This window comes from Rathayibacter sp. VKM Ac-2926, from assembly GCF_022815565.1.
Classification (GTDB): domain Bacteria; phylum Actinomycetota; class Actinomycetes; order Actinomycetales; family Microbacteriaceae; genus Rathayibacter; species Rathayibacter festucae.
Window position 1 is genome coordinate 1 of the sequence record NZ_JALGRS010000016.1, and the last position, 21,089, is coordinate 21,089.

The following is a 21,089-nucleotide window of genomic DNA, read 5'->3' on the forward strand; positions in this document are numbered from 1 at the left end:
CTCCTCAAACGAGCTCTCTGCCGCGAACTCTTCCCCCTCCTCTGCCGACCTTGACAAATAGAAGCTTCGAGATCCACGCGACCGGCAGGGACGGGTCTCGATACGCCGCCTGCGGCGGCTACTCGACCAGCATGAATGCCGCCACCTTCTTCTGATCGTCCCCGCATGCTGATCGAGTAGCCCGCGGAGCGGGCGTATCGAGATCCACCGGCGTCAGAAGGACGAGTCTGCAGACCCGCCCTGCTGAGGACGGCGGGTCTCGATACGCCCCTGCGAGGCCACTCGACCAGCATGGAGGGCCGCCGCCGCGTCCTCTGCCTCATCATCGAGACGCGAAGCGGTTCAACCGCTTCAACGACCGCCGCGGCGGCGCCGACACGACCGCACGCGGGAGGCATCGACGTAGAGAGCCAGTTCCGCTGCATCGACGTGACCGAAACCCGCGTCGTTCGCGACCAATCCGTTCGCGCCGACGTAGGCGGCAGTGGCGGCATGAGCGGCGTCGTACGACGCCAAGCCGTAGGCGGTCATGGTCGTCAGGACGAGGTCGGCGACCTCGTCGAGCTCGACCCGGAGATGGGGCACCGTCGTCAGCAGGTCACCCCAGGCGTCGAAGAGCTCCTTGCAGAGCCGACCGGCACGACGGCGGACTCGGCCGTCGGCGCGAAGTCGAGGCCACGCCTTCGCTCCGTGCTGCTCCTTGACGGCGATCTTGAACGCGATCTCGGCCAGCTCCAGCTCCAGCAGCCGGTTGTAGAAGACCGTGGAGTTGTTCTCCACCAGATCCAGCATGAAGCCGAGACTCGCGGCATGAAGGGGCTCGGTGGTCACCAGGACGTTCACCACGAAGGACGTGTCCAGCGCGACCTCAGCGGGAAGAACGAGCGCGGGATCCTCGTACGAGTACACGTTGCGAGGGAGCGCCGGTCGACCTGCAGGCACCTACTCGGCCCTGCGGCCGCGAGCCGCGTCCGTCGCCGCGTTCCTGCCCTCGGAAACAGCGAGTCGCCCCGACGCCGCCGCTCGCGCGACGATGCGCCCGCTCGCAGCGGATGCGGCGGCGCGACGCTGGGACGACGTCCCAGACGGTCTCACGATGCGCGACGCCTTGGCGCTCTCGCTCAACCGGTGGAGGGACATGGCGAAATCGTACGCCAAAGGCCTCGTCCGGCACCGAAGTGTTCGAGGATGCAGGGAGCGGTGTCGTGCGACGACGTGAGCCCGGGCCCGGCGGCCCGGCGCGCCCCCTACAGCTCCGCGCGGGTCGGGGGGTTCGCGCCGGAGCGGGAGGTGGTGATGCCGGCGACGCGGGCGGCCCAGTGGCCGATCGCGCGCAGTGACGGCTCGTCGAGGAGCAGGCCGTTCGGGGCGCCGAGGCCCTGGCGGAAGGCCTCGTCGAGGATCGCGCCCATGGCGGAGTCGCCCGCGCCGATGGTGTCGGCGACGACGATGCGGGCGGCGGGGACCGTGGCCCGGGCGACGGAGGAGGCGAGGAGCAGGCCCTCGCCGCCGCGGGTCACGACGGCGAGCTGCGCGCCCAGCTCGAGCAGGCGGGTCAGCACCTCGTCGAGCTGCATCGTCGGGTAGAGCCACTCCGCGTCCTCGTCGCTGAGCTTGACGATCTCGCAGGCCGCGGCGACCCGCTCGAAGCGGGCCAGCGCGTCGCTGTGCTCGCCGACGAGCGCGGGGCGGATGTTCGCGTCCACGCTCGCGGTGACACCGGCCGGCAGTGCCTCGAGCAGTTCGACGATCGCGGAGCCTCCCGGCTCGAGGTAGACCGCGATCGAGCCGGTGTGCACGTGGGTCGCGCTCGAGGGATCGGCGGCCGGCGGGTTCCAGGAGAGGTCGAAGTCGTACTCGGCGGAGCCGTCCTCCTGCAGGCGGGCCCGGGCGGTCGAGGTGCGCTCGGCGTCGCCGTGCAGCACGGTCACGCCGGAGGCGCCCAGGTGCTCGGCGATGCGCCGGCCGCGCTCGTCGTCGGCGATGTCGGTGACGAGGGTCGCCTCGCGGCCGAGGCGAGCGAGGGTGAGCGCGACGTTCGCGGGCGAGCCGCCCACGTGCTCGGTGCTCTCGCCGTCGCGCTCGACGATGTCGATCAGGGCTTCGCCGATGACCAGGATGCGGGGCGCCGCGCTGTCGCGGACGTCGGTGGAGGACATCCCGCCATCATGCCGGTCCGCATGCCGTCGTCGCGAGACCTGCCGCGCGCCCTCAGGCTCCGGCACGGACGTCGGCCAGCACCTCGTCGACGGTGGTGAGGGTGATCAGCGGGGCGTAGAGCGCCATCGCCTCGAGCGCGCGGGCGTGATCGGCCTCGGAGGCGCCCGCGCAGGCATCCGTCACCACGCGCACCGCGACGCCCGCGTCGGCCGCGGCGAGCGCCGTCGACAGCACGCAGCAGTCGGTCGAGACGCCGGTCAGCACCATCGAGCGGGAGTCGTCGAGGAGCGCCTCGAGCTCGGCGCCCCACTTGCCGAAGGTCGGCGCCGTGATCGTGCGGTGCCCCTCGAAGCCGGGGACCAGCGCGTAGAGCGGATCCTCGTCCGGGACGAGCGCGAACGGCCAGTCCCGGTAGTAGGGGATCCAGGCGCCGCGGGGCTCGGCCGGGGCGACGAAGCGGGTGGTGACCACCCGCTCGCCGAAGTACGGGAGCAGCCGGGTCGTCCCCTCCGCCGCACGGTCGAACTCCTTCGACGCCCACGGCGAGGCCGCGTCGGCGAAGACGTGCTGCAGGTCGATCGCGACGAGCAGGCTCACGCGTCGGCCTCCTGGCGCCGCACCGCGGACCGCGAGAAGACCAGCGTGCCGGCGAAGCCGATCACGAGGGCGACCAGCACGCCGAGGTTCGCCCCGGCCCACTCGCCGTCGCGCCCGCCGATCGGGCCGAGCAGGTAGCCCTCCCACTCGAAGCCGGGGGAGTAGTTGACCACGAGGCCCCAGCCGATCACGGCGCCGATCACCACGAGCAGCACCGGCGCGATCGAGACGCTGCCGTAGCGGCCCCGCGAGGTGTAGAGCGCGTCCTGGTCGTAGTCGCGGCGGCGGAGGAGCAGGTCGGCCAGGAAGACACCCAGCCAGCCCGCGATCGGCACGCCGAGGGTGATGAGGAAGCCCTGGAACGGGCCGAGGAAGTCGCCCGCGACGAAGACGACGTAGATCGCGCCGAGCACCATCAGCACGCCGTCGATGCCGGCGGCCACCGGCCGGGACACCTTGAGGCCGGTGCTGAGCAGCGCGAGGCCCGAGGAGTAGATGTCCATCACCGCACCGCCGATCAGCCCCAGCAGGGCCACGACGATGAAGGGGAGCAGGAACCAGGTCGGCAGGATGCTCGCGAGCGCGCCGATCGGGTCGAGGCCGATCGCGTCGGAGAGCTCCTGCGAGGAGGCGGCGAGCAGCAGGCCGACCACCACGAGCACGACGGGCGCGACGGCGCCGCCGATCGTGGTCCAGCCGATGACCCCGGCGGTGCCGGCGGTGCGCGGGAGGTAGCGCGAGTAGTCGGCCGCCGCGTTCACCCAGCCCAACCCGAAGCCGGTCATCATGAAGACGAGTCCGCCGATCACGGCCCCCGCCGATCCCGCGGGCAGGCTGCCGACGGCGGCGAGGTCGATGCGGTCGAGCACGAGCACGACGTAGACCACGGTCAGCACGGCGGTCGCGATCGTGATCGCGAGCTGGAGCCGCATGATCAGCCGGAAGCCGGCGATCCCGGCGATGACGATCAGCGCCGCGACGACGATCAGCGCGACGACCTTGGTCAGCACGCCGCCGTCCCAGCCGAACTCCTCGAAGACGGTCGCCGTCGCGAGCACGGCGAGCGAGGCGAGCACCGTCTCCCAGCCCACCGTGAGCAGCCAGGAGATCACCGCGATCAGCCGGTTGCCGTCGACGCCGAAGGAGGCGCGGCTGAGCACCATCGTCGGAGCCGAGCCGCGCTTGCCGGCGACCGCGACGAAGCCGCAGAAGAGGAAGGAGACGACGATCCCGATCACGGCGACCGCGGTCGCCTGCCAGAAGGACAGGCCGAAGCCGAGCAGGAACGAGCCGTAGCTCAGCCCCAGCACCGAGACGTTGGCCGCGAACCACGGCCAGAACAGGTCGCGGGGGCGGCCGTGCCGCTCCGACTCCTGGATGGTGTCGAGACCGTTGAGCTCGATGCCGCCGGCGGGGCGGGTGGTCGGTTCGGGAGAGGTCATGACATCCCTCGTTGTCGCGCGGAAGGCCCGGGCGAACGCCGGATCCTGTCGAATGTAGTGCAGGATCGGCGCCCGATCGCGGCGGGCCGGAAGACCGGTGGACGACTCCGCGAGGTCCGCTCCTGGGGAGGAGACCCGCGGCCGCGCCCGCTCAGTCCTCCGCGCGCTCCAGCAGCCCCCGCAGCGTCTCGAGGTCCGCCGCGACCCGGTCGCAGTCCTCGTCCCACTGCTCGAGCGTCATCCCGTCGTACCGGCGGACGGTGAAGGCAACCTCCGCGCCGTCGCCGTTGGCGAGGATCCGGAGCGGGTTGTCGAAGACCCGGCCGCCCTCGGTGATCACCCGGTGATCCGCCACGCCGTAGGGGTTCCGCGGCGCGAAGACGATCTCGACCCGGCCCATCGGCGAGTCGGCGAACCAGTGGCCGTCCACCTCCTCGACGGAGGCCTGCGCCAGCCCCGCCGCCCAGAGCGACAGGTTCGAGGGATCGACCACGAAGGAGTACACCTCGTCCGCCGGCGCATCGATCACGACGCCGACCGGGCGCGACTCGTACAGGACCATCTCAGTCTCCCTCCGCGGCGAAGCTCGCCACCAGCAGCGCCGCGAGCGCGGTCCGCTCGAGCATCCCCTCGATGCTCACCGATTCTCCCCGGGCGTGCGCGCCCTTGCCAGGGGCGCCGAGTCCGTCGAGCACGGGGATCCCGAGCGCGGCGATCAGATTGCCGTCGCTGGCGCCGCCCACCGCCGTCTCGGTCAGCGGCAGGTCCATCGTCTTCGCCACCCGCTCGGCCCGGCGGTAAAGCGCGCCGACGGCGGCCGTCCGCTCGAAGACGGGCCGCTGCCACGAGCCGCGGACCTCGATCCGGATCCGCGGGTCCGACGCCTCGAGCGCGTTCATCTCGGCCTCCACGCGTGCCGCCTCGGCCGCGCCGCGGATCCGCACCTCGAGCTCGAGCCGCACCTTCGCGGTCGTGACGTTCACCCGGCTGCCGCCCTTGACCACGCCGATGTTGACGGTCGTCCCCGCCTCGGGCCGGGCGATGCCGAGCACGCGCGGGATCAGCGCGCCGAGCTCGTGGATCGCGCTGGCCCCCTTCTCCGGCTCGACGCCCGCGTGCGCCTCGACTCCGACGATGTCCACCACGAAGTTGCCGATGCCCTTGCGCGCCGTCTTCACCGCGGTGCCGATCGCCCCCTCGAAGACGAGCGCCGCCTCCGCCCCGCGGCTCTGGTGCTCGAGGAAGCTCCGCGAGGTGAGGCTGCCGACCTCCTCGTCGCCGTTCATCACCAGCCGCACGGCCGGGTGCGCGAGTCGGGCGTGCCGCAGCGCCAGCACCAGCCAGACCATCTGCACGAGGCCGACCTTCATGTCGTAGCTGCCCGGGCCGCTGAGGCGGTCGCCGTCGATCGCGAACGGCCAGCCGCGGGTGGTGCCCAGCGGCCAGACGGTGTCGTAGTGCCCCACCAGCGCCACGAACGGGCGGGACCCGCGCGGTCCGCGCCCCGGGGCGCTGCCCGGGAAGGTCCAGCTCGACGCGCTCGGGCAGTCCTGCTCGCGGAGGTGCTCGAGCTCGCCCGCGTGCCCGAGCCGCTCGCCGACCCAGTGCACGAGGAACGCGTGCAGCTCGTCGAGCGCATCGAGGGAGTCGCTCGGGCTCTCCATCATCACGAGGTGGCGGACGTCGTCGAGGATGCGCGCGCGCTGGTCGCGGAGGAAGGTGCGGACGCGGGCGGCGTCGGCGGCATCGGGGAAGGTCACCGCTCCGGAGTACCAGAGTGCGGCGCCCGGCGCGAACCGGGGCCGCGGGTGAACCGGACGCCGCCCCTCTACGTTGAAGGAGGAGAGGTGGAGATGTCCGAGGATCAGGCCGAGATGCTGCGTGCCCTGCACGACGAGCACTCGGCGGCGCTGTGGCGCTTCGTCCTCCGGCTCACGGGCGACCGCCAGCTGGCGGAGGACGTGGTGCAGGAGGCACTGCTGCGCGCCTGGAAGCACCCGGAGATCCTGGCCCAGGGCGAGGCCGCGGCCCGCTCCTGGCTCTACACCGTCGCCCGCAACATCGTCATCGACGACCGCCGCAGCGCGCGGCACAACCGCGAGTTCGGCACCGACGAGGTGCCGGAGCGCGCGCACGGCGACCGCACCGACCAGGTGCTCGACGCCTGGCTGCTCTCGGAGGCGCTGAGCACCCTCAGCCACGACCACCGCGCGGTGATCGTGCACGCCTACTACGGCGGGCGCACGGTCGGCGAGATCGCCGAGCTGCTGGGCATCGCGCCCGGAACGGTGAAGTCGCGGATGCACTACGGGATGCGGGCGCTGAAGCTCGCCCTCCAGGAGAAAGGCGTGACCGAACCGTGAGCACCGAGCAGCAGAGCGACGACGCCTCCCGCGACGACGCCTTCCGCGACTGGGACGCGGCGTACCTCCTCGGCGCGCTCTCGCCCGCCGACCGCCGCGCCTACGAGCAGCACCTGCGGGTCTGCCCCGGCTGCCGCGAGGCGCTGGGCGAGTTCGTCGCGATCCCCGGCCTGCTCGCGCATCTGCCGCAGGAGGACGCGCTCGCGCTGCTCGAGACGGAGCAGCGCGTCGAGGAGACCGCCCCGCCCGCCCTGCTCGCGCACCTCGCCCGGGCGACCGATGCGCTCCGCCGCCGCACCCGCTTCCGCATCGCCGGCCTCGTGCTCGCCGCCGCCGGGGTCTCCGCGGCCGCCGCGATCGCCCTCCCGCTCGTGGTCGGCACCCCGCCCACGGTGGTCGAGAACACGGTGGCTCTCGCCGCGGCGCCCGGCGTCCCGGTCGAGGCGTCGGTCCGCTTCGTTCCGGAGGCGTGGGGCACGCGGATCGACATGGACTGCAGCTGGGAGGAGAGCGGCGCGGCGACCGGGGGTGCGGCGTCCGTCGGCTACGTGATGTACGTGACCGACACGGCCGGCTCCACGGAGCCGATCGGCTCGTGGACGAGCACGCCCGGCTCGACGGTGGAGCCGAGCCTCTCGACCGGTCTGCCGCTGGCCGAGATCGCCTCGGTCGAGGTGCGCCTGCAGGGCTCCGAGCAGGTCGTCCTCACCGGCAGCCCCTGACGCGGGTCTCGCCCCGGCACGGGCAGCCCCTGACACGGGGTCCGGCGCCGACCCCGATCTCCCAGGTGCGGAGCCCCGGGACTGAGTAGCTTCTCAGTCATGACGATCGCGACCCTCGCCCTCGCCCCTGCCTCCGTGACGGCGGCCTCCTCCACCGACAGCATCGACGAGCTCTCCGGTCTCGTCGGCGTCGCCGCCCGCGTGATCGCGGCACTGGGCGAGGCCGGGGTCGGTCTGCTGACGCTGATCGAGACGGTCTTCCCGCCGATCCCGAGCGAGCTGGTGCTGCCGCTGGCGGGCTTCCTGGCCCAGCAGGGGCGGATGAACCTGGTGCTCGTCGTGATCACCGCGACCCTCGGCGCCTACCTCGGCGGCCTGATCCTCTACTGGCTCGGCTACCGCATCGGCACCGAGCGCTCGATCCGCCTGCTGTCCAAGCTGCCCCTGGTCGACCGCGAGGACTTCGAGAAGGCCGTCGGCTGGTTCCGCCGCCACGGCACCTGGGCGGTCCTCTTCGGCCGGCTCATCCCCGGAGTCCGGAGTCTGATCTCGCTGCCCGCGGGTGCCGAGCGGATGAACCTGCTGCTGTTCTCGGGGCTGACGATCCTCGGCTCCGGCGTCTGGAACGGCCTGCTGATCGGCCTCGGCGCGGCGCTCGGCACCCAGTACGAGCTGGTCGACCAGTACGCGGGCGTGCTCGACGCGATCATCTACGGCGCGATCGGCGTGGTCGTGCTGCTGCTGGTGGTCCGCAGCATCCGCCGGCACCGCGCCGCCCGCCGCACCGGGGCCGGCCGCCGGCACTGACCCGGGCCGCCGGCACCGCAGGGTAGCGGGCGCACGGGCTGAGCGCGACCGCCCCCGTGTCCCGCTCGCCGCGGGGCGGAAGTGCCCTAGCGTTCGAGGGGTCAGCCCCCGACGAGAGGACCCTCATGCCCGAGAACACGGCCGAGAACGCCGCCGCCGCGACTCCCTCTCCCGCCCTCTCCCGCACCGCCGTCGAGCGCAGCTGGATCATCGGCGTCTCGCTGATCGCCATCGCCCTCGGCGTGATCGCGGTGCTGATCCCCGGCCCGACCCTGCTCACCGTCGCGATCGTCTTCGGCATCCACCTGATCGCCGCCGGCGTCTTCCGGCTCCTGCTGGCCTTCACCGCCACGCGCCTGCAGAACCGGGTGCGCTGGCTCGCGGGCCTCCTCGGCGCGCTGATCCTGGTCGCCGGCATCCTCTGCCTGTCCAACCCGTTCGAGTCGCTCAGCATCCTCGGCCTCGTGATCGGCCTCGGCTGGATCCTCGACGGCGTCTCGAGCATCACCAGCGGCCGCACCGTCGCCGGCCCGGTCTGGCTGCCGATCGCCGCGGGCATCGCCTCGGTGATCGCGGGCCTGCTCACGGTCATCATGCCGGTGCTCGCGCTGTCCGCCTTCGTCACCGTCGCGGCGATCCTGCTGATCGTCGTCGGCGTCTCCGGGCTGCTTCTGCTGCCGGGCCGCACGAGGACCGCGCCGGAGACCGCCGAGGCGCGCTAGGCGCTCCAGAGCCCGAGCGCCTGCACCGGGATCGCGTAGGCGAACCAGGAGAGCGGCGCGAGGATCCAGTTCGCGAGGATCCGCCGCCGCCCGTCCGCGTGCGCGAGCACCACGGCGACCTCCGAGCGGGCGATCCGCGGGGAGTAGAGCAGGGGCGCGTTCGCGACGATCGACAGCAGCGCGCCGATGATGACCGGCCCGCCGGCGAGGACGAGGAGACCCGGCTCGGTCTGCAGCGCGAACGCCGTGGCGACGATCAGCCAGATCGCGAGCAGGGTCGCAGCGGTGGCCCGGGTCGCCCGCTGGGCGAGGCTGCGGCCGGAGGCGATCACCGCGTCGAGCGGCTCGGCCCGGTCCGCCCGCACGGCTCGCACCGCGCGGAGGCGGAGCACTAAGGCGACGATCAGCGCGAGCACGGCGTAGGGCAGTCCCGCCCGCGTCAGCGCCATCGGCAGCCACGGAGTGCTCAGGGCGAGGGCGCTCCCGAAGAGGCCGCCGAGCACCAGCATCCCGACCGGGACGACGACCACCAGGCTGAGCGGGAAGCGCGGGGGCCCGTCGTATACCGGAGCGGTCGCGGCTCCGGACCTGTCGCCGTCCGCACTGTCCGGGATTCTCGACTCGCCGTCCTCGAGGTTCCCGTCGTCCCTGATCCCCGTGCTCCCGGCGCCCATGCCGTCGACCCTAGCCCGGCCCTCGATCCGCTGCGGGTCCATGGCAGCATGGCGCCGTGACCGCCGCCGACCCCGCCGCCGAGCCCGGCGCCGCCTCCGAGCCAGACCTGGTCCCCGAGCTCCTCGTCGAGGACCTCGAGCGCAGCCTCGCCTTCTGGTGCGGCCCCTGCGGCTTCGCGGTCCGCTACGCGCGGCCGGAGGAGGGCTTCGCGTACCTCGTCCGCGGCAGCGCCCACGTCATGCTCGACCGGATCGGCAGCACCCGCGACTGGATCACCGCGCCGCTGGAGCGCCCGCTCGGTCGCGGCGCGAACCTCCAGATCCGCGTCGACGACGCCGACGCCGTCGCGGCGGCCCTCGACGTGGCGGGGGTGCCCCTGTTCGCCCCTGCCGAGGCTCGCTGGTACCGGGTGGGGGAGGAGGAGGCGGGCGTCCGCCAGGTCCTCGTCACCGATCCCGACGGCTACCTCCTGCGCTTCCAGTCCTCGCTCGGGCGGCGCCGCGCGACGTGAGCCGAACGGCGCGCGCCATCATGCCAGCGGAGGACGCAGGAGACGGCCGCCGACTGGTTCCATCGGTTCCATGTCCACTCCGTCCACCAGCACCCTCGCGCTGCCGACCACCGACCCGGCCGCCGACAAATCGGCCATCGCCGCGCCGCCCGCGCCTCCCGCTCTCGCAGCACTCTCCGAGGACGACGAGGTCCTCCGCCCGGCCGATCTCGTCACCGCGCTGACCGGCGTCGCCCTCGGCTTCTTCGCCCTGTTCGTCCACGGCCTCACGCAGTGGTCGTACGTCGGGCCCACCGTCGAGCGGGCGGGCGTGCTCGGCTGGCTCGCCCCCGCGCTGGTCGGGCTGATCTGCGTCCTCACGGCCGTGACGTCGGTGGCGGTCCGCGCCGCCCGCCGGGCGAGCCGCCGCGGGCCGTCCGCGCCGACCGGGGCCGCCTCGTGACCGCCGCGCCCGCCGTCCCGTCCACCGCGACCCCCGCCGTCGCCCTCGCGCAGGAGCTGCTCCTGCGCACCGGCTGCGCCCGCCCGGGACTGCCGTGGGTCCGTGAGAGCGCAGCGGGATCGGCGGTCGACCTGGCGGTCCTCGAGCGCGGCGCGCACCTGCTCGACCTCTCCGAGGAGGCGGTCGCCCGGATCGCGCTGTCGCTCGCCACCGGCCGCCCGGTCGACCTGCGCGCGGCGTTCGGGCACCTGACCCGCGACCACGCCGAGGCCGTCATGATCGCCGTGGCCGTCGCCGGCGGGCACGACCGCGTCGAGAGCCGCGTCGTCGTCGCGGACGGCGAGCGCCGGGTCGAGAGCGTGCCCCCGCTCGGCGTGTGGCCCGATCGCGGAGGGCGATCCGGCGAGGAGGGACTCGCCCGCGCCGCGGCCTGACCGACCCGCACGACCCCCAGACGCGGGTGACGCCTCGGTCGTCCGGCCGATCCGAGTCGCTACGGCCTTTCGCAGATCCCCGGCTTAGGGTGTCCGTGTGCAACGTGTCGACGATTTCCCAGGAGCCGGACCGGTGGCGACCTCCCCCGAGTCCGGTGACCCGCGCGAGGCGTCCGCCCTCCAGCTCCCCTCCAACGCCACCACGCCCGTCCAGGTGACGAGCGGCGAGGCCGGCTACCAGGGCGGCAACGCGGCCGACCCGGTCTGGCAGTCCTGGCGGGAGGAGCTCGCCAAGGTCGGCGGCCCCTCGCCGCTCCTGCACTTCGTCGACTCCCCGCGCACCCGCATCGAGCTGTCCACCACGCACCCGGGCGGGCTGCCGCCGTTCATCTCGGGCAAGACGACCCTGCTCTCCTCCCTCATCCGCGACGAGCTGGCGCTGCGCACCGCGAAGAACGCCGCCGCCGCCATCACCGACAAGGGGATCGAGCTGCGCTCGGTCCGCGGCATCGAGGGCGTGCACCTCGCGATCGGCCTCGCCCAGTGGCGCGCCGGCGAGACGGAGTTCACCGCCCCCGTCCTGCTGCGCCCGCTCGCGATCCGCCGCTACGGCCGCGACTTCGAGCTCAAGCTCAAGGGCCAGCCCTACTTCAACCCGCAGCTCGCCCGCGCGCTCAAGCAGCAGTTCGGCATCACGATCGACCCCGAGCAGTTCGTCGAGCTCGCGGTGCAGAGCGGTGTCTTCAAGCCGCAGCCGGTCATCGACCAGCTCCGCGGTCTCACCTCGCACCTGCCCTGGTTCGCCGTGCACCCGCGCCTGGTGGTGTCGAGCTTCGCCGACGTCGCCGGCGACATGCTCCGCGACGCCCGGATGCTCGAGCACCCCGTCCTGGACGCGGTCGCCGGCAACCCGGCCGCCAAGCGCGCGCTGCAGCAGTCGCAGAAGGTGGCGTCGATCATCCCGCAGGACGAGCGTCCGCCGGCGACCGACAACCTCCTCCTGGACGCCGACGCCGAGCAGGAGCAGGTCATCGCGAACATCGCGGCCGGCAACTCGCTCGTCGTGAAGACCCTCCCCGGCACCGGCGGCACGCAGACGATCGTCAATGCGATCGGCGCGCTCGCCGCGCAGCACAAGCGCGTCCTCGTGGTCGGCGCCCGCCGCTCGAGCCTCGACAGCATCCACCAGCGGCTGCTCTCCGCCGGCCTCGGCGGCATCGCCGTCAGCCCGCGCACGCTCCGCCGCGACCTGATCCAGTCGATCGGCCGCAACGAGAAGGCGGCGCGCCCCTCCGTCAGCGAGATCGACGACGCGCTGCTGCGCCTGCGCAAGGTGCTGCTCGACTACCGCGGCGCGCTCTCGCGTCGCGACCCCAGCTTCGGCGTGTCCGCGCTGCAGGCCCTCGAGGAGCTGGCGCGCCTCTCGCAGCTGCGCACGCCCCCCTCGACCGCCGCCCGCCTCGACCGCCGCGCCGTCACCGCCCTCGCGCACAGCCGCCCCGAGGCGACCCGGATGCTGATCGAGTCGGCTCGTCTCGGCGAGTTCCGCTACGGACCGGGCGACTCGCCCTGGTACGGCGCGCAGTTCGACTCGACCGCCGACGCGGAGGCCGCGCACGAGCTGGCGAAGCGCCTGCACCTGCGCGACCTGCCGCGCCTGCTCGACCGCGCCCAGGACGTCATCGCGCAGACGCGCATGCGCCCGTTCGAGTCGGTCGCCGAGCTCGGCATCTACCTGCGCCTGCTGCAGGACGTCCGCGAGACGCTCGACAAGTTCCAGCCGGCCGTCTTCGACCGCTCGATCCTGGACCTCATCGTCGCCACCTCGCCCCGCCGCGAGGCCGCCGAGATGTCCTCGACCAACCGCCGCCGCCTGAAGAAGCTCGCCCGCGAGTACATGCGGCCCGGCGCGCACGTCACCGACCTCAACGCGTCGCTGCGCCGCGTGCAGCAGCAGCGCACGCTCTGGCAGCGCTACGCCGTCGCGGGCACCGTCCCCGAGGTGCCGGTCGGCGTCGCCGATGTGCAGGTCGCCTTCCAGCAGGTGTCCGACCAGCTCGGCCGGCTCGACGAGCCGCTCGGCCGTCGCGGCGGCAGCACGCCGCTCGCCTCCCTGCCGCTCGCCGAGCTCGTCTCGATGGTCTCCGGGCTCGCCGAGGACAGCGAGGTGCTCGCCAACCTGCAGGAGCGCACGACGCTGCTCTCGACGCTGCGCGAGTGGGGCCTGGACCCGCTGCTGACCGACCTCTCGCGCCGCCACGTGCCGGCCGAGCTGGTCGCGATCGAGCTCGACCTCGCCTGGTGGCGCTCGGCGCTCGAGATCATGCTGACCGACGAGCGCGCCCTGCTCGGCGGCAACACCAGCGTGCTCGACCGGCTCGAGGCGGACTTCAAGCTCGTCGACGAGGCGCACGCCGCCTCCAGCGCCGAGCTGCTGGCCTGGAAGCTCTCGGAGACCTGGAAGATCGGGCTCGTCGACTGGCAGCTCGAGCGCGACGCCCTGCGCGCGCTGCTGCGCTCGGAGGCCTCGACCACGCCGCAGGAGCTGCAGAAGGCGGCGCCGCACCTATCGCGGGTGCTCGCTCCGGCCTGGCTCGCCTCGCCCTACGAGGTGCACCGCATCGGCACCGAGACCACCTTCGACGCGGTCTTCCTCGTCGACGCCGGCGCCACGACCCTCGCCGAGAACGTCGGAGCGATCCGCCGCGCCAAGCAGGTCGTCGCGTTCGGCGACCCGGTGACGCAGACGCCGACGCCGTTCTCGCTCCGGGTCGACGAGACCGTCGAGTTCGGCAGCGCCGCCTCGCGCACCGACGTCGAGGCCCTGCACGCGCAGTCCGCGCTGGCCCGCCTCGGCGAGCTGCTCAACGCCGTCACGCTCACCCGCAGCTACCGCGCGGGCGGCGAGGACCTCGCCGAGCTGGTGAACCGCCGCTTCTACGGCGGCCGGATCGACTCGCTGCCGTGGGCCGGCTCGTTCCTCGGGCACGACTCGCTCCGCTTCCACTACATCGCGAGCGGACACGGCATGCCGGAGAACGACTCCGGAGCGGTCGAGTCCGTCGACGCCGAGGTCGCGAAGGTGGTCGAGCTGGTGCTCGAGCACGCGGTCATCCGGCCGCGCGAGTCGCTGATGGTGATCACCGCGAGCCCGCGGCACGCCGTCCGGGTGCAGCAGGCCGTGCTCACCGCGTTCGCGAAGCGCGCGGACCTCAACGACTTCATCCTCGGCGACCGGCCCGAGCCGTTCGCGGTGGTGACGCTCGAGCAGTCGGTGGCGCAGAGCCGCGACCGGGTGATCTTCTCGATCGGCTACGGCCGGACCCCGCACGGCCGCCTGCTCTCCAACTTCGGTGCGCTGGCCGAGCCGGGCGGAGAGCGCCTGCTCGCCGTCGGCATGACCCGGGCCCGCCGGTCGATGGACATCGTCTCCTGCTTCCGCCCCGGCGACATCGACGAGTCGCGGATGCGCTACGGCATGGTCGCGCTCGCCCAGGTGCTCCAGGAGGCGGAGGACCGCGTCCAGCCGAGCGACCGCGACGACTACTCCGAGCCGATGCTGGTCGACCTTGCCGCGCGCCTCGAGCGCCGCGGACTGCGCGTGAACATCGGGCACAAGGGCAAGCTCGCGCTGGTCGCGGCGCACGGCACCCGCGCCGTCGTCGTCGAGACCGACCGCGACGTCAGCACGCAGAGCCTCCGGGTCTCGCTGCGGCTGCGGCCGGAGTTGCTGCGCCGCCTCGGCTGGCACTACCTCCGCGTGCACAACTTCGAGCTGTTCGCCGACCCCGAGGCCGTGGCCGCGCGGGTCGCCGGGCTGATCGGCGCCCCGCAGGACGAGACGTCGACCGGTCCGATCGAGGTGCCGGTGGGCGCCGGCGCGCCGATCGTCGAGGACGCCGCCCCGGCGTCGAACGAGACGCAGCCGATCACGCCCCTGCCCGCCGACTGAGCGTGCCCGAGGACTCCCGGGCCGCCGCGCCCGCCGGCGCTGACCGACCGCTCCGGCGCTCGCGCGGCGGCCGGCGGGCGACCCTGCCCGCGAAGCCGGGCACCGACCCGTCCCCGCACGACGCCGTCGTCCCCGACCCCGAGGCGCCCGCTGTGCGCCCCGACACGGGCCCGAACGACGCCCGCCTCCGCCAGGACGTCCCCCCGCACTACTGACCCCTCCCGCGAGATGCCACTTGTGCACGCTTTCCACGGCGTGTCGCGTGCACAAGTGGCATCTCGCGGGCCGCGGACGACGACGGCCCACTGTGCCGGAGCACGATGGGCCGTCGTCGTCGCGGGAGCGGGTCAGCCGCAGGTGCGGGCCGCGTAGGGGGCCTTGACCGTCGAGGTGACGGACTTGCCACCGACCGTGGCGGTCGCCGTCACCGTCGCCTCGCCGGCCGCGAGCTGGGCGGCCCGGACGGTGAAGGCGGCGGAGGCGTTCGAGCCCGCCTTGACGCCGGCGAAGGACTTCGTGCCCGCCGTCGAGGTGACGGTGACGTCCATCGGGACGGTGTCGCCGTTGGTCGCGACGACCGTCAGCACCACCTTGCCGGCGACGCAGCGGGTGCTCGCCGCGGCCGTCAGCTTCAGCGACGACTGCACGGTGACCGTGGCGGTCACCGGCATCCGCGAGTCGTCCTGCGCCACTCCCCGCACCGTGAAGGTGCCGGCGGCGGCGTAGGAGGCGGGGGCGACGGCGTCCCAGGTCACGGCGACGGTGCGCTTGGCGCCGTCGGCCGTCGTGAGCTCCGCGCTCGGCAGCACCGGGGCGACGCCGGCCGCGGTCGAGACCGCGATCGGAGCGACCGAGGTGACGGCGATGGCTGGGGCGTACGCCTCGAGCATCCGCTGGTACTCGGCGCGGGTCACCGGGATGACCGTGCCGTGGCGGGGCTTGCCGCCGTCGGAGTTCTGCGGCAGGTTCTCCCGCAGCTTCGCTCCGAGCGGCTGCCAGGTGTCGGCGGCCAGGTCGTCGGTGCCGAACGGGATGTAGTGGTTCGGTCCCGCGTGGTAGTCCGGCTGGTCGATGAAGAGGAACCAGTCGAGGCCGTTCACGTCGCCCTCGTTCGCGGGGAAGACGTTCGGGCCCTCACCGCTGGTGAAGGTGCCGTTCGGCTCGCCGTTGGGCAGGCCGGAGGCGACGCGCTCCTTGACCAGGGTCCACTCGTCCGCGGGTCCGGAGGTGCCGGGCAGTGAGCCGCTGACCGTGGCGAGCAGGTCGGTGCTCTTCTCCTCGCGGAGCGTCATCGACGCCTCGTCCTTCGTGAAGCGGTAGTAGGTGTCGCCGTCCTTCGCGATGGTCGAGTCGATCGTGCCGCGGCCGGTGCCGCGCTGAACGTCGATCCACGGCTTCGCCTCCGAGAAGGTGACGAAGTCGTCGGTGGTCGCGTACATCATCTGGTTGTAGGTGACGGCGGTGCGGTCGGCCGCGTTCGTCGTCGGGTACATGTTCGAGGCCCAGAACACGACGTAGGTGTCGAGGTCGTCGTCCCAGTACGCCTCGGGCGCCCAGGTGTTGCCGGCGAAGTCGGTCGAGACCTTCACGTGGCGCTGCGCCGACCAGTTCACCAGGTCGGTCGACTCCCAGACCTCGATGTACTTCGAGCCCGACTTCTGCGCGGTGTCGAAGCCGCCGGCCAGGCCGTCGATCTTGAGGTCCGTCGCGAGCATGAAGAACGTGTCGCCCTCGTGCGAGCGGAGGATGAACGGGTCGCGCAGGCCCTTGGTGCCCTGGTCGGAGGTGAAGACGGGCTGTCCGCCGTTCAGGGTGTTCCAGTCGAGGGCGTCGTTCCCCTTGGAGGCGGCGAGGCTGACGCGCTCGGCGCCGGCGCCCTCACCGGTGAAGAAGGCCCAGACGTAGGCCTCGGTGTCGTCCGTGCCCGTGGGCAGCGGCTGGAGGCGGAGGGTGAAGTCGCGGGTGCGCGTCACCGATCCGCTGGTCGCGGTCGCGCGGACCGTCACGTCGACGGCCGGGCTGCCCGCGGCGGGGCGCTCGACGACGATGGTGCGGCTGTCGGCGGTGCTGCCGTCGCGGATCGTCGCGGCGCTCGAGCCGATGACGCTCCAGGCGATGCTCGAGCCGAGGGCGCCCCGCGCCGGGACCGAGATGTTGGTGCGGACGTCGCCGGCCCGGGCGACGGTCACGGCGTCGAGGTCGCGCTGGACCTTGTCGGCGTCGGCGAGCTGCGCGGTGACGAGCACCGGGTAGTCGACGGTGCGCGTGTCGCTGCCGGAGGTGAAGGTGGCGGTGAGCGTCACGGCGGCGTCGGGGGAGCCGGCGGCCGGTCGCGTGACGACGGCGCTGCCTCCGGAGACCGCGATGGCGGCGCTGCTCGAGCGCCAGGTCACGGCGACGCCGGCGCTGCTGGTGGGCAGCGCGAAGTCGGCGGTCGCGGTCGTCGGGATGCTGACGGAGGCGACGGCGCGGTCGATCGCCTGCGACGAGTACAGCGCGGTGACGGCGTCGGCGGTGAGCGCGCTGTCGTAGACCGCGAAGTCGTCGACGAGGCCGCTCCAGCCGGCGTCGTTGTAGGTCGAGCGGCCGAGGTAGCCGACCAGCGAGGCACCGAAGGACGAGACGTTGCGGGTGATCGCGTTCTGGCCGATCCGGGTGCCGTTGACGTAGACGGAGAGCGTCCCGTTCGTGCCGTCGATGACGGTCGTGTAGAGCGAGTAGCCGGCGGGGGTGCGCAGGCCGGTGCTGGCGGCGTTCGTCGAGCCGGGGCCGACTTCGGTGCCCCACGGGGCGCCGGCGTTGGTCGCGTTCGTGACGACCGACTTGACGAAGCCGGCCGGGTTCGTCGGGTTGAGCAGGTAGTAGCCGGAGGAGTAGGACGCGCCGGCCGCGACCGGGGCGCCGAGGAACGCGGCCGCGGTGTTCGCGGGTCCGGTCCGGTTCGACAGCCAGGTGGAGACCGTGAGGTCCTTCTTGCCGACGAGGCCCGCCGTCGGGATGTCGACGTAGGGGGCCGCGGCGGCCGAGCCGCCCGGCAGGCTCAGCGCGCCCGCGGCGACGGTGGCGCCGCTGCCGCGCAGGGTGCCGTTGTAGCCGTTGCCGCTGGTGTCGGCGACGGTCGTGCCGGTCGGCGCGGTGTCGAAGCTGTAGTGGAGCAGCGGCTGGGCCGTCGCTCCGGAGGCGGAGACCGGGAGGGCGGCTCCGAGCAGCGCGGTGGCTGCGATCGTCGTGGTCGCCAGAGCGGTCCGCAACGTCGATCGTGATCGTCTCATGCAGGATTCCTCGTCGTCGAGAGGGCGACGAGGCCGCGGGCCCTCGAGGGTGAGGGTGCCGGTGCTCCGTCGCACGGGTGGTGAGGAACCACACACTAAAGGCTCGCGAGGGCGACACGCGAGAACTTTGTTACCGTTAACAAGAACTGACACGACGGACGCCGCGGGAGTGCGCTCCGCGGACACCGCCGGACGCGGCGAGAGGGGCGGCGACCTCGCTATCGCCGCCCCTCTCCGCCCGTCAGCGGGCGTCAGTCGACGTGCTTGCCGGAGTTCGCGGTGGTCGCGGTGCCGCCGTTGGCGAGCAGGTCGCGGATGTCGGCGAGGAGCTCGAGCTCGGTGGGCGCCTTGTCCTCGGTGGCCGGGGCGTCGTCCATCTTCTTCTTGAACGCGGCGTTCTTGAGGTGGTTGATCGGCAGCACGAACGCGAAGTAGAGCACGAACGCGACGATCACGAACTGGATCAGGGCGGAAAGGACGCTGCCCCAGGCGATGACCGACGCCTCCTGGCCGTTGCCCTCGGGGCGGATCGTCCAGACGAGCGTCTCGAGGGAGGAGGCGTCGAAGATGACGCCGATGATCGGATTGAAGATGCCCGTCACGATCGCGTTGACGATCGTGGTGAACGCGGCGCCGATGACCACGGCGACCGCCAGGTCGATGACGTTGCCGCGGAGGATGAACTCTTTGAAGCCGTTGATCATGATCTGTTCCGTTTCTGCCGGCGGGCGGAGTGAGGTGCGCGGAGGCGGGCTCGCTCCCGGGGGAGCGGCGGCCCTAGGAGGAGGAGGAGGAGGACCCCGACCCGGAGGACGAGGGCTTGGAGGAAGAGGAGGAGCCCGAGGAGCCGGAGCCGGAGCCGGAGCCCGATCCCGAGGACGAGGAGCCGGAGCCGGAGGATCCCGACCCGGAGGAGCCCGACGAGGCGCCGGAGCCGCCCGAGGACGACCCGCCGGAACCCGAGCCGGTCGACGCGGGAGCGGACGACCCTCCGCCCGACTCGCCCTTCGACTCCTTCGAGCCGGAACCGGACCCCGAGGCGCGCGAGTCGGTCCGGTAGAAGCCCGAGCCGTTGAAGGTCACGCCGACCGCGCTGAAGACCTTGCGCAGCGCGCCCTGGCAGCTCGGGCACTCGGTGAGCGAGTCGTCGGTGAACTTCTGCTGGATGTCGAAGGCGTTGCCGCACTGGGTGCAGCGGTAGGAGTAGGTGGGCACTGGTGCTCCTGAAGCGGTGGCGGCGGCGGGGGAGAGAGGAGGAAGAGGGGGAGTGGATCAGCGGCGGATGTCGACGATGCCCGAGGGAGTGACGACGCCGTCGACCGCCTGGTCGTGCACCTCGCTGGGCACGTGCTCGACGAACTCGCTGTCGAAGACCACGGCGTAGACGGGCGGGCACTTCTCCATCGAGCCGAGCGTCTTGTCGAAGTAGCCGCGGCCCCAGCCCATCCGCATGCCCGAGCGGTCGACGGTGGCGGCGGGGACGATGATCAGGTCGACGTCGTTGATCGCGATCGGGCCGAGCAGCTGACCGACCGGCTCCGGCATCCCGAACAGGCCCTGGGTCTCGGTGTGGCCGTCGCCGACCGCCCAGTCGAGCAGGCCGTCCTGGCGGGAGATGGGGAAGAGGACCCGGATCCCGCGACTCTCGGCCCAGCCGAGGAACGGGCGGGTGCTCGGCTCGTCCGGCGCCGAGAGGTAGCAGGCGATCGACCGTGCGCCGACCCGGGTCGCCAGCTCCTCGAGGTGCTCGGTGAGGTGCAGGGTGGCCTGCTCGCGGGCGGTCGCGGTCTGCGTGCGTCGGCGCTCACGGAGCTCGGCGCGCAGCGCCCGCTTCTCGTGGGTGATGTCGGCTGGCATGCGGCCCAGTCTAGATCCGGGGTGTCGGACGGCTTTCGCGGCCGGAACGGCGATCCTGAAGAGGGACGGATGACGATCGCGAGGAGTGCAGCATCGCGATCGTGAGGAGTCCTGCGGTGGCTCTGTCCACGAGCGGGGTACACGGCGGTCAAGCCCCTCTCCGGGCCGAAACGTGCCCGACCACGGCCGCCGCTAGTATGGCGCCCCATGGGCACTCGAATCCGCAAAGCCGTCATCCCCGCCGCCGGTCTCGGCACCCGCTTCCTGCCGGCGACCAAGGCCATCCCCAAGGAGATGCTGCCCGTCGTCGACAAGCCGGCGATCCAGTACGTGGTCGAGGAGGCCGCGGACGCCGGACTCCAGGACGTCCTCGTCATCATCGGGCGCAACAAGAACGCGCTCGCCAACCACTTCGACTCGGTCCCCGAGCTCGAGCAGAACCTCGCCAAGAAGCTGGACGACGCCAAGCTGGCGCACGTGCAGTACGCGAGCGACCTCGCCGACGTGCACTTCGTCCGCCAGGGTGAGCCGAAGGGCCTCGGCCACGCCGTCTCGCGCGCGCAGCGCCACGTCGGCGACGAGCCGTTCGCCGTCCTCCTCGGCGACGACCTGATCGACGCGCGCGACCCGCTCCTCACCCGCATGATCGACGTGGCGGAGCAGCGCGACACCACGGTCGTCGCCCTCCTCGAGGTCGACCCCGACCAGATCCACCTCTACGGCTGCGCCGCGGTCGAGGCCACCGACGAGGACGACGTGGTGCGCATCACCGGTCTGGTCGAGAAGCCCTCCAAGGAGGACGCGCCCTCGAACCTGGCGATCATCGGCCGCTACGTCCTCAAGCCCGACGTCTTCGGCGTGCTCGAGCACACCGCGCCCGGCAAGGGCGGCGAGATCCAGCTGACCGACGCCCTCGAGCGCATGGCGCAGGACCCGGCCGAGTTCGGCGGCGTCTACGGCGTCGTCTTCCGCGGCCGTCGCTACGACACCGGCGACAAGCTCGACTACATCAAGGCGATCGTGCAGCTCGCCTCCGACCGCGAGGACCTCGGCGTCGACCTCAAGCCCTGGCTGAAGGACTTCGTCGCGGGCCTCTGACCGAGGATCCCGCGGGGCGGGGCCCGCCCTTGAGC

General features: G+C 72.7%; 21 protein-coding genes. 10 read left to right on the plus strand and 11 right to left on the minus strand.

The window, feature by feature from the left end; all coding sequences use genetic code 11:
* Window positions 1-351: 351 nt before the first annotated feature.
* The 6 genes from MT351_RS17975 to MT351_RS18000 form a co-directional block, all read right to left on the minus strand.
* A complete protein-coding gene (locus tag MT351_RS17975) occupies window positions 352-909 on the minus strand; it encodes a PIN domain-containing protein (RefSeq protein ID WP_185022452.1) in 558 nt (185 codons plus the stop codon).
* Window positions 910-1,247: 338 nt separating this feature from the next.
* A complete protein-coding gene (locus MT351_RS17980; RefSeq protein WP_243582872.1) occupies window positions 1,248-2,159 on the minus strand; it encodes a carbohydrate kinase in 912 nt (303 codons plus the stop codon).
* A 52-nt stretch (window positions 2,160-2,211) separates the two neighbouring features.
* The gene (locus tag MT351_RS17985) at window positions 2,212-2,757 is read right to left on the minus strand and encodes a cysteine hydrolase family protein (protein WP_243582873.1); all 546 of its coding nucleotides are present in this window, start codon (window positions 2,755-2,757) and stop codon (window positions 2,212-2,214) included.
* The gene (locus tag MT351_RS17990; RefSeq protein ID WP_243582874.1) at window positions 2,754-4,199 is read right to left on the minus strand and encodes a cytosine permease; all 1,446 of its coding nucleotides are present in this window, start codon (window positions 4,197-4,199) and stop codon (window positions 2,754-2,756) included. Before MT351_RS17990 ends, MT351_RS17985 begins: the two co-directional genes overlap by 4 nt.
* A 151-nt stretch (window positions 4,200-4,350) precedes the next feature.
* Complete coding sequence (locus tag MT351_RS17995; RefSeq protein WP_123445222.1) at window positions 4,351-4,761, minus strand: SRPBCC family protein; 411 nt, start codon at window positions 4,759-4,761, stop codon at window positions 4,351-4,353.
* Between the two features lies 1 nt (window position 4,762).
* The gene (locus MT351_RS18000) at window positions 4,763-5,959 is read right to left on the minus strand and encodes a M20/M25/M40 family metallo-hydrolase (protein WP_243582875.1); all 1,197 of its coding nucleotides are present in this window, start codon (window positions 5,957-5,959) and stop codon (window positions 4,763-4,765) included.
* Between the two features lie 93 nt (window positions 5,960-6,052).
* Between MT351_RS18000 and MT351_RS18005 the strand changes: the two genes are divergently transcribed.
* The 4 genes from MT351_RS18005 (at window position 6,053) to MT351_RS18020 (ending at window position 8,813) form a co-directional block, all read left to right on the plus strand.
* Window positions 6,053-6,562, plus strand: a complete 510-nt coding sequence (locus MT351_RS18005; protein WP_123702456.1) for a sigma-70 family RNA polymerase sigma factor — start codon at window positions 6,053-6,055, stop codon at window positions 6,560-6,562.
* Window positions 6,559-7,284 carry an anti-sigma factor gene (locus MT351_RS18010; RefSeq protein ID WP_243582876.1) on the plus strand — a complete coding sequence of 242 codons (726 nt, stop codon included), beginning with the start codon at window positions 6,559-6,561 and terminating at the stop codon, window positions 7,282-7,284. Before MT351_RS18005 ends, MT351_RS18010 begins: the two co-directional genes overlap by 4 nt.
* A 99-nt stretch (window positions 7,285-7,383) precedes the next feature.
* Window positions 7,384-8,091: a DedA family protein gene (locus tag MT351_RS18015; protein WP_243582877.1), complete on the plus strand. Its 708-nt coding sequence runs from the start codon at window positions 7,384-7,386 to the stop codon at window positions 8,089-8,091.
* Window positions 8,092-8,216: 125 nt separating this feature from the next.
* Window positions 8,217-8,813: an HdeD family acid-resistance protein gene (locus MT351_RS18020; RefSeq protein ID WP_123735153.1), complete on the plus strand. Its 597-nt coding sequence runs from the start codon at window positions 8,217-8,219 to the stop codon at window positions 8,811-8,813.
* Here MT351_RS18020 and MT351_RS18025 read toward each other — a convergent pair.
* On the minus strand, window positions 8,810-9,487 hold the full coding sequence (locus MT351_RS18025; protein ID WP_243582878.1) for a hypothetical protein: 678 nt from the start codon (window positions 9,485-9,487) through the stop codon (window positions 8,810-8,812). The genes MT351_RS18020 and MT351_RS18025 overlap by 4 nt on opposite strands.
* A gap of 56 nt (window positions 9,488-9,543) precedes the next feature.
* On the opposite strand from MT351_RS18025, the gene MT351_RS18030 reads away from it, so the two are divergent.
* The 5 genes from MT351_RS18030 to MT351_RS18050 all read left to right on the plus strand — a co-directional run bounded on the left by MT351_RS18030 (window position 9,544) and on the right by MT351_RS18050 (window position 15,042).
* Window positions 9,544-9,999 (plus strand): VOC family protein, encoded by a 456-nt coding sequence (locus MT351_RS18030; RefSeq protein WP_243582879.1) that lies wholly within the window; start codon window positions 9,544-9,546, stop codon window positions 9,997-9,999.
* Between the two features lie 70 nt (window positions 10,000-10,069).
* Window positions 10,070-10,441: a hypothetical protein gene (locus MT351_RS18035; protein WP_243582880.1), complete on the plus strand. Its 372-nt coding sequence runs from the start codon at window positions 10,070-10,072 to the stop codon at window positions 10,439-10,441.
* Entirely contained in the window at window positions 10,438-10,875 is a 438-nt protein-coding gene (locus tag MT351_RS18040) for a hypothetical protein (RefSeq protein ID WP_243582881.1), read from the plus strand. The genes MT351_RS18035 and MT351_RS18040 overlap by 4 nt, the downstream gene beginning before the upstream one ends.
* A 133-nt stretch (window positions 10,876-11,008) precedes the next feature.
* Window positions 11,009-14,827: a DEAD/DEAH box helicase gene (locus MT351_RS18045; protein ID WP_374204789.1), complete on the plus strand. Its 3,819-nt coding sequence runs from the start codon at window positions 11,009-11,011 to the stop codon at window positions 14,825-14,827.
* 2 nt (window positions 14,828-14,829) lie between these two features.
* Window positions 14,830-15,042, plus strand: coding sequence for a hypothetical protein (locus MT351_RS18050; RefSeq protein ID WP_165909023.1), 213 nt, complete (start codon window positions 14,830-14,832; stop codon window positions 15,040-15,042).
* Window positions 15,043-15,174: 132 nt separating this feature from the next.
* On the opposite strand, the gene MT351_RS18055 is transcribed toward MT351_RS18050, so the two are convergent.
* The 4 genes from MT351_RS18055 to MT351_RS18070 form a co-directional block, all read right to left on the minus strand.
* Window positions 15,175-18,099: an immunoglobulin-like domain-containing protein gene (locus tag MT351_RS18055; RefSeq protein WP_132435916.1), complete on the minus strand. Its 2,925-nt coding sequence runs from the start codon at window positions 18,097-18,099 to the stop codon at window positions 15,175-15,177.
* 251 nt (window positions 18,100-18,350) lie between these two features.
* Window positions 18,351-18,803, minus strand: a complete 453-nt coding sequence (gene mscL, locus MT351_RS18060) for a large conductance mechanosensitive channel protein MscL (RefSeq protein WP_207901633.1) — start codon at window positions 18,801-18,803, stop codon at window positions 18,351-18,353.
* A 73-nt stretch (window positions 18,804-18,876) separates the two neighbouring features.
* On the minus strand, window positions 18,877-19,314 hold the full coding sequence (locus tag MT351_RS18065; RefSeq protein ID WP_132435915.1) for an FmdB family zinc ribbon protein: 438 nt from the start codon (window positions 19,312-19,314) through the stop codon (window positions 18,877-18,879).
* A 57-nt stretch (window positions 19,315-19,371) separates the two neighbouring features.
* Window positions 19,372-19,956, minus strand: a complete 585-nt coding sequence (locus tag MT351_RS18070; protein WP_123735160.1) for a 5-formyltetrahydrofolate cyclo-ligase — start codon at window positions 19,954-19,956, stop codon at window positions 19,372-19,374.
* A gap of 207 nt (window positions 19,957-20,163) precedes the next feature.
* Between MT351_RS18070 and galU the strand changes: the two genes are divergently transcribed.
* Complete coding sequence (gene galU / locus MT351_RS18075; RefSeq protein ID WP_123702478.1) at window positions 20,164-21,054, plus strand: UTP--glucose-1-phosphate uridylyltransferase GalU; 891 nt, start codon at window positions 20,164-20,166, stop codon at window positions 21,052-21,054.
* Window positions 21,055-21,089: the final 35 nt, after the last annotated feature.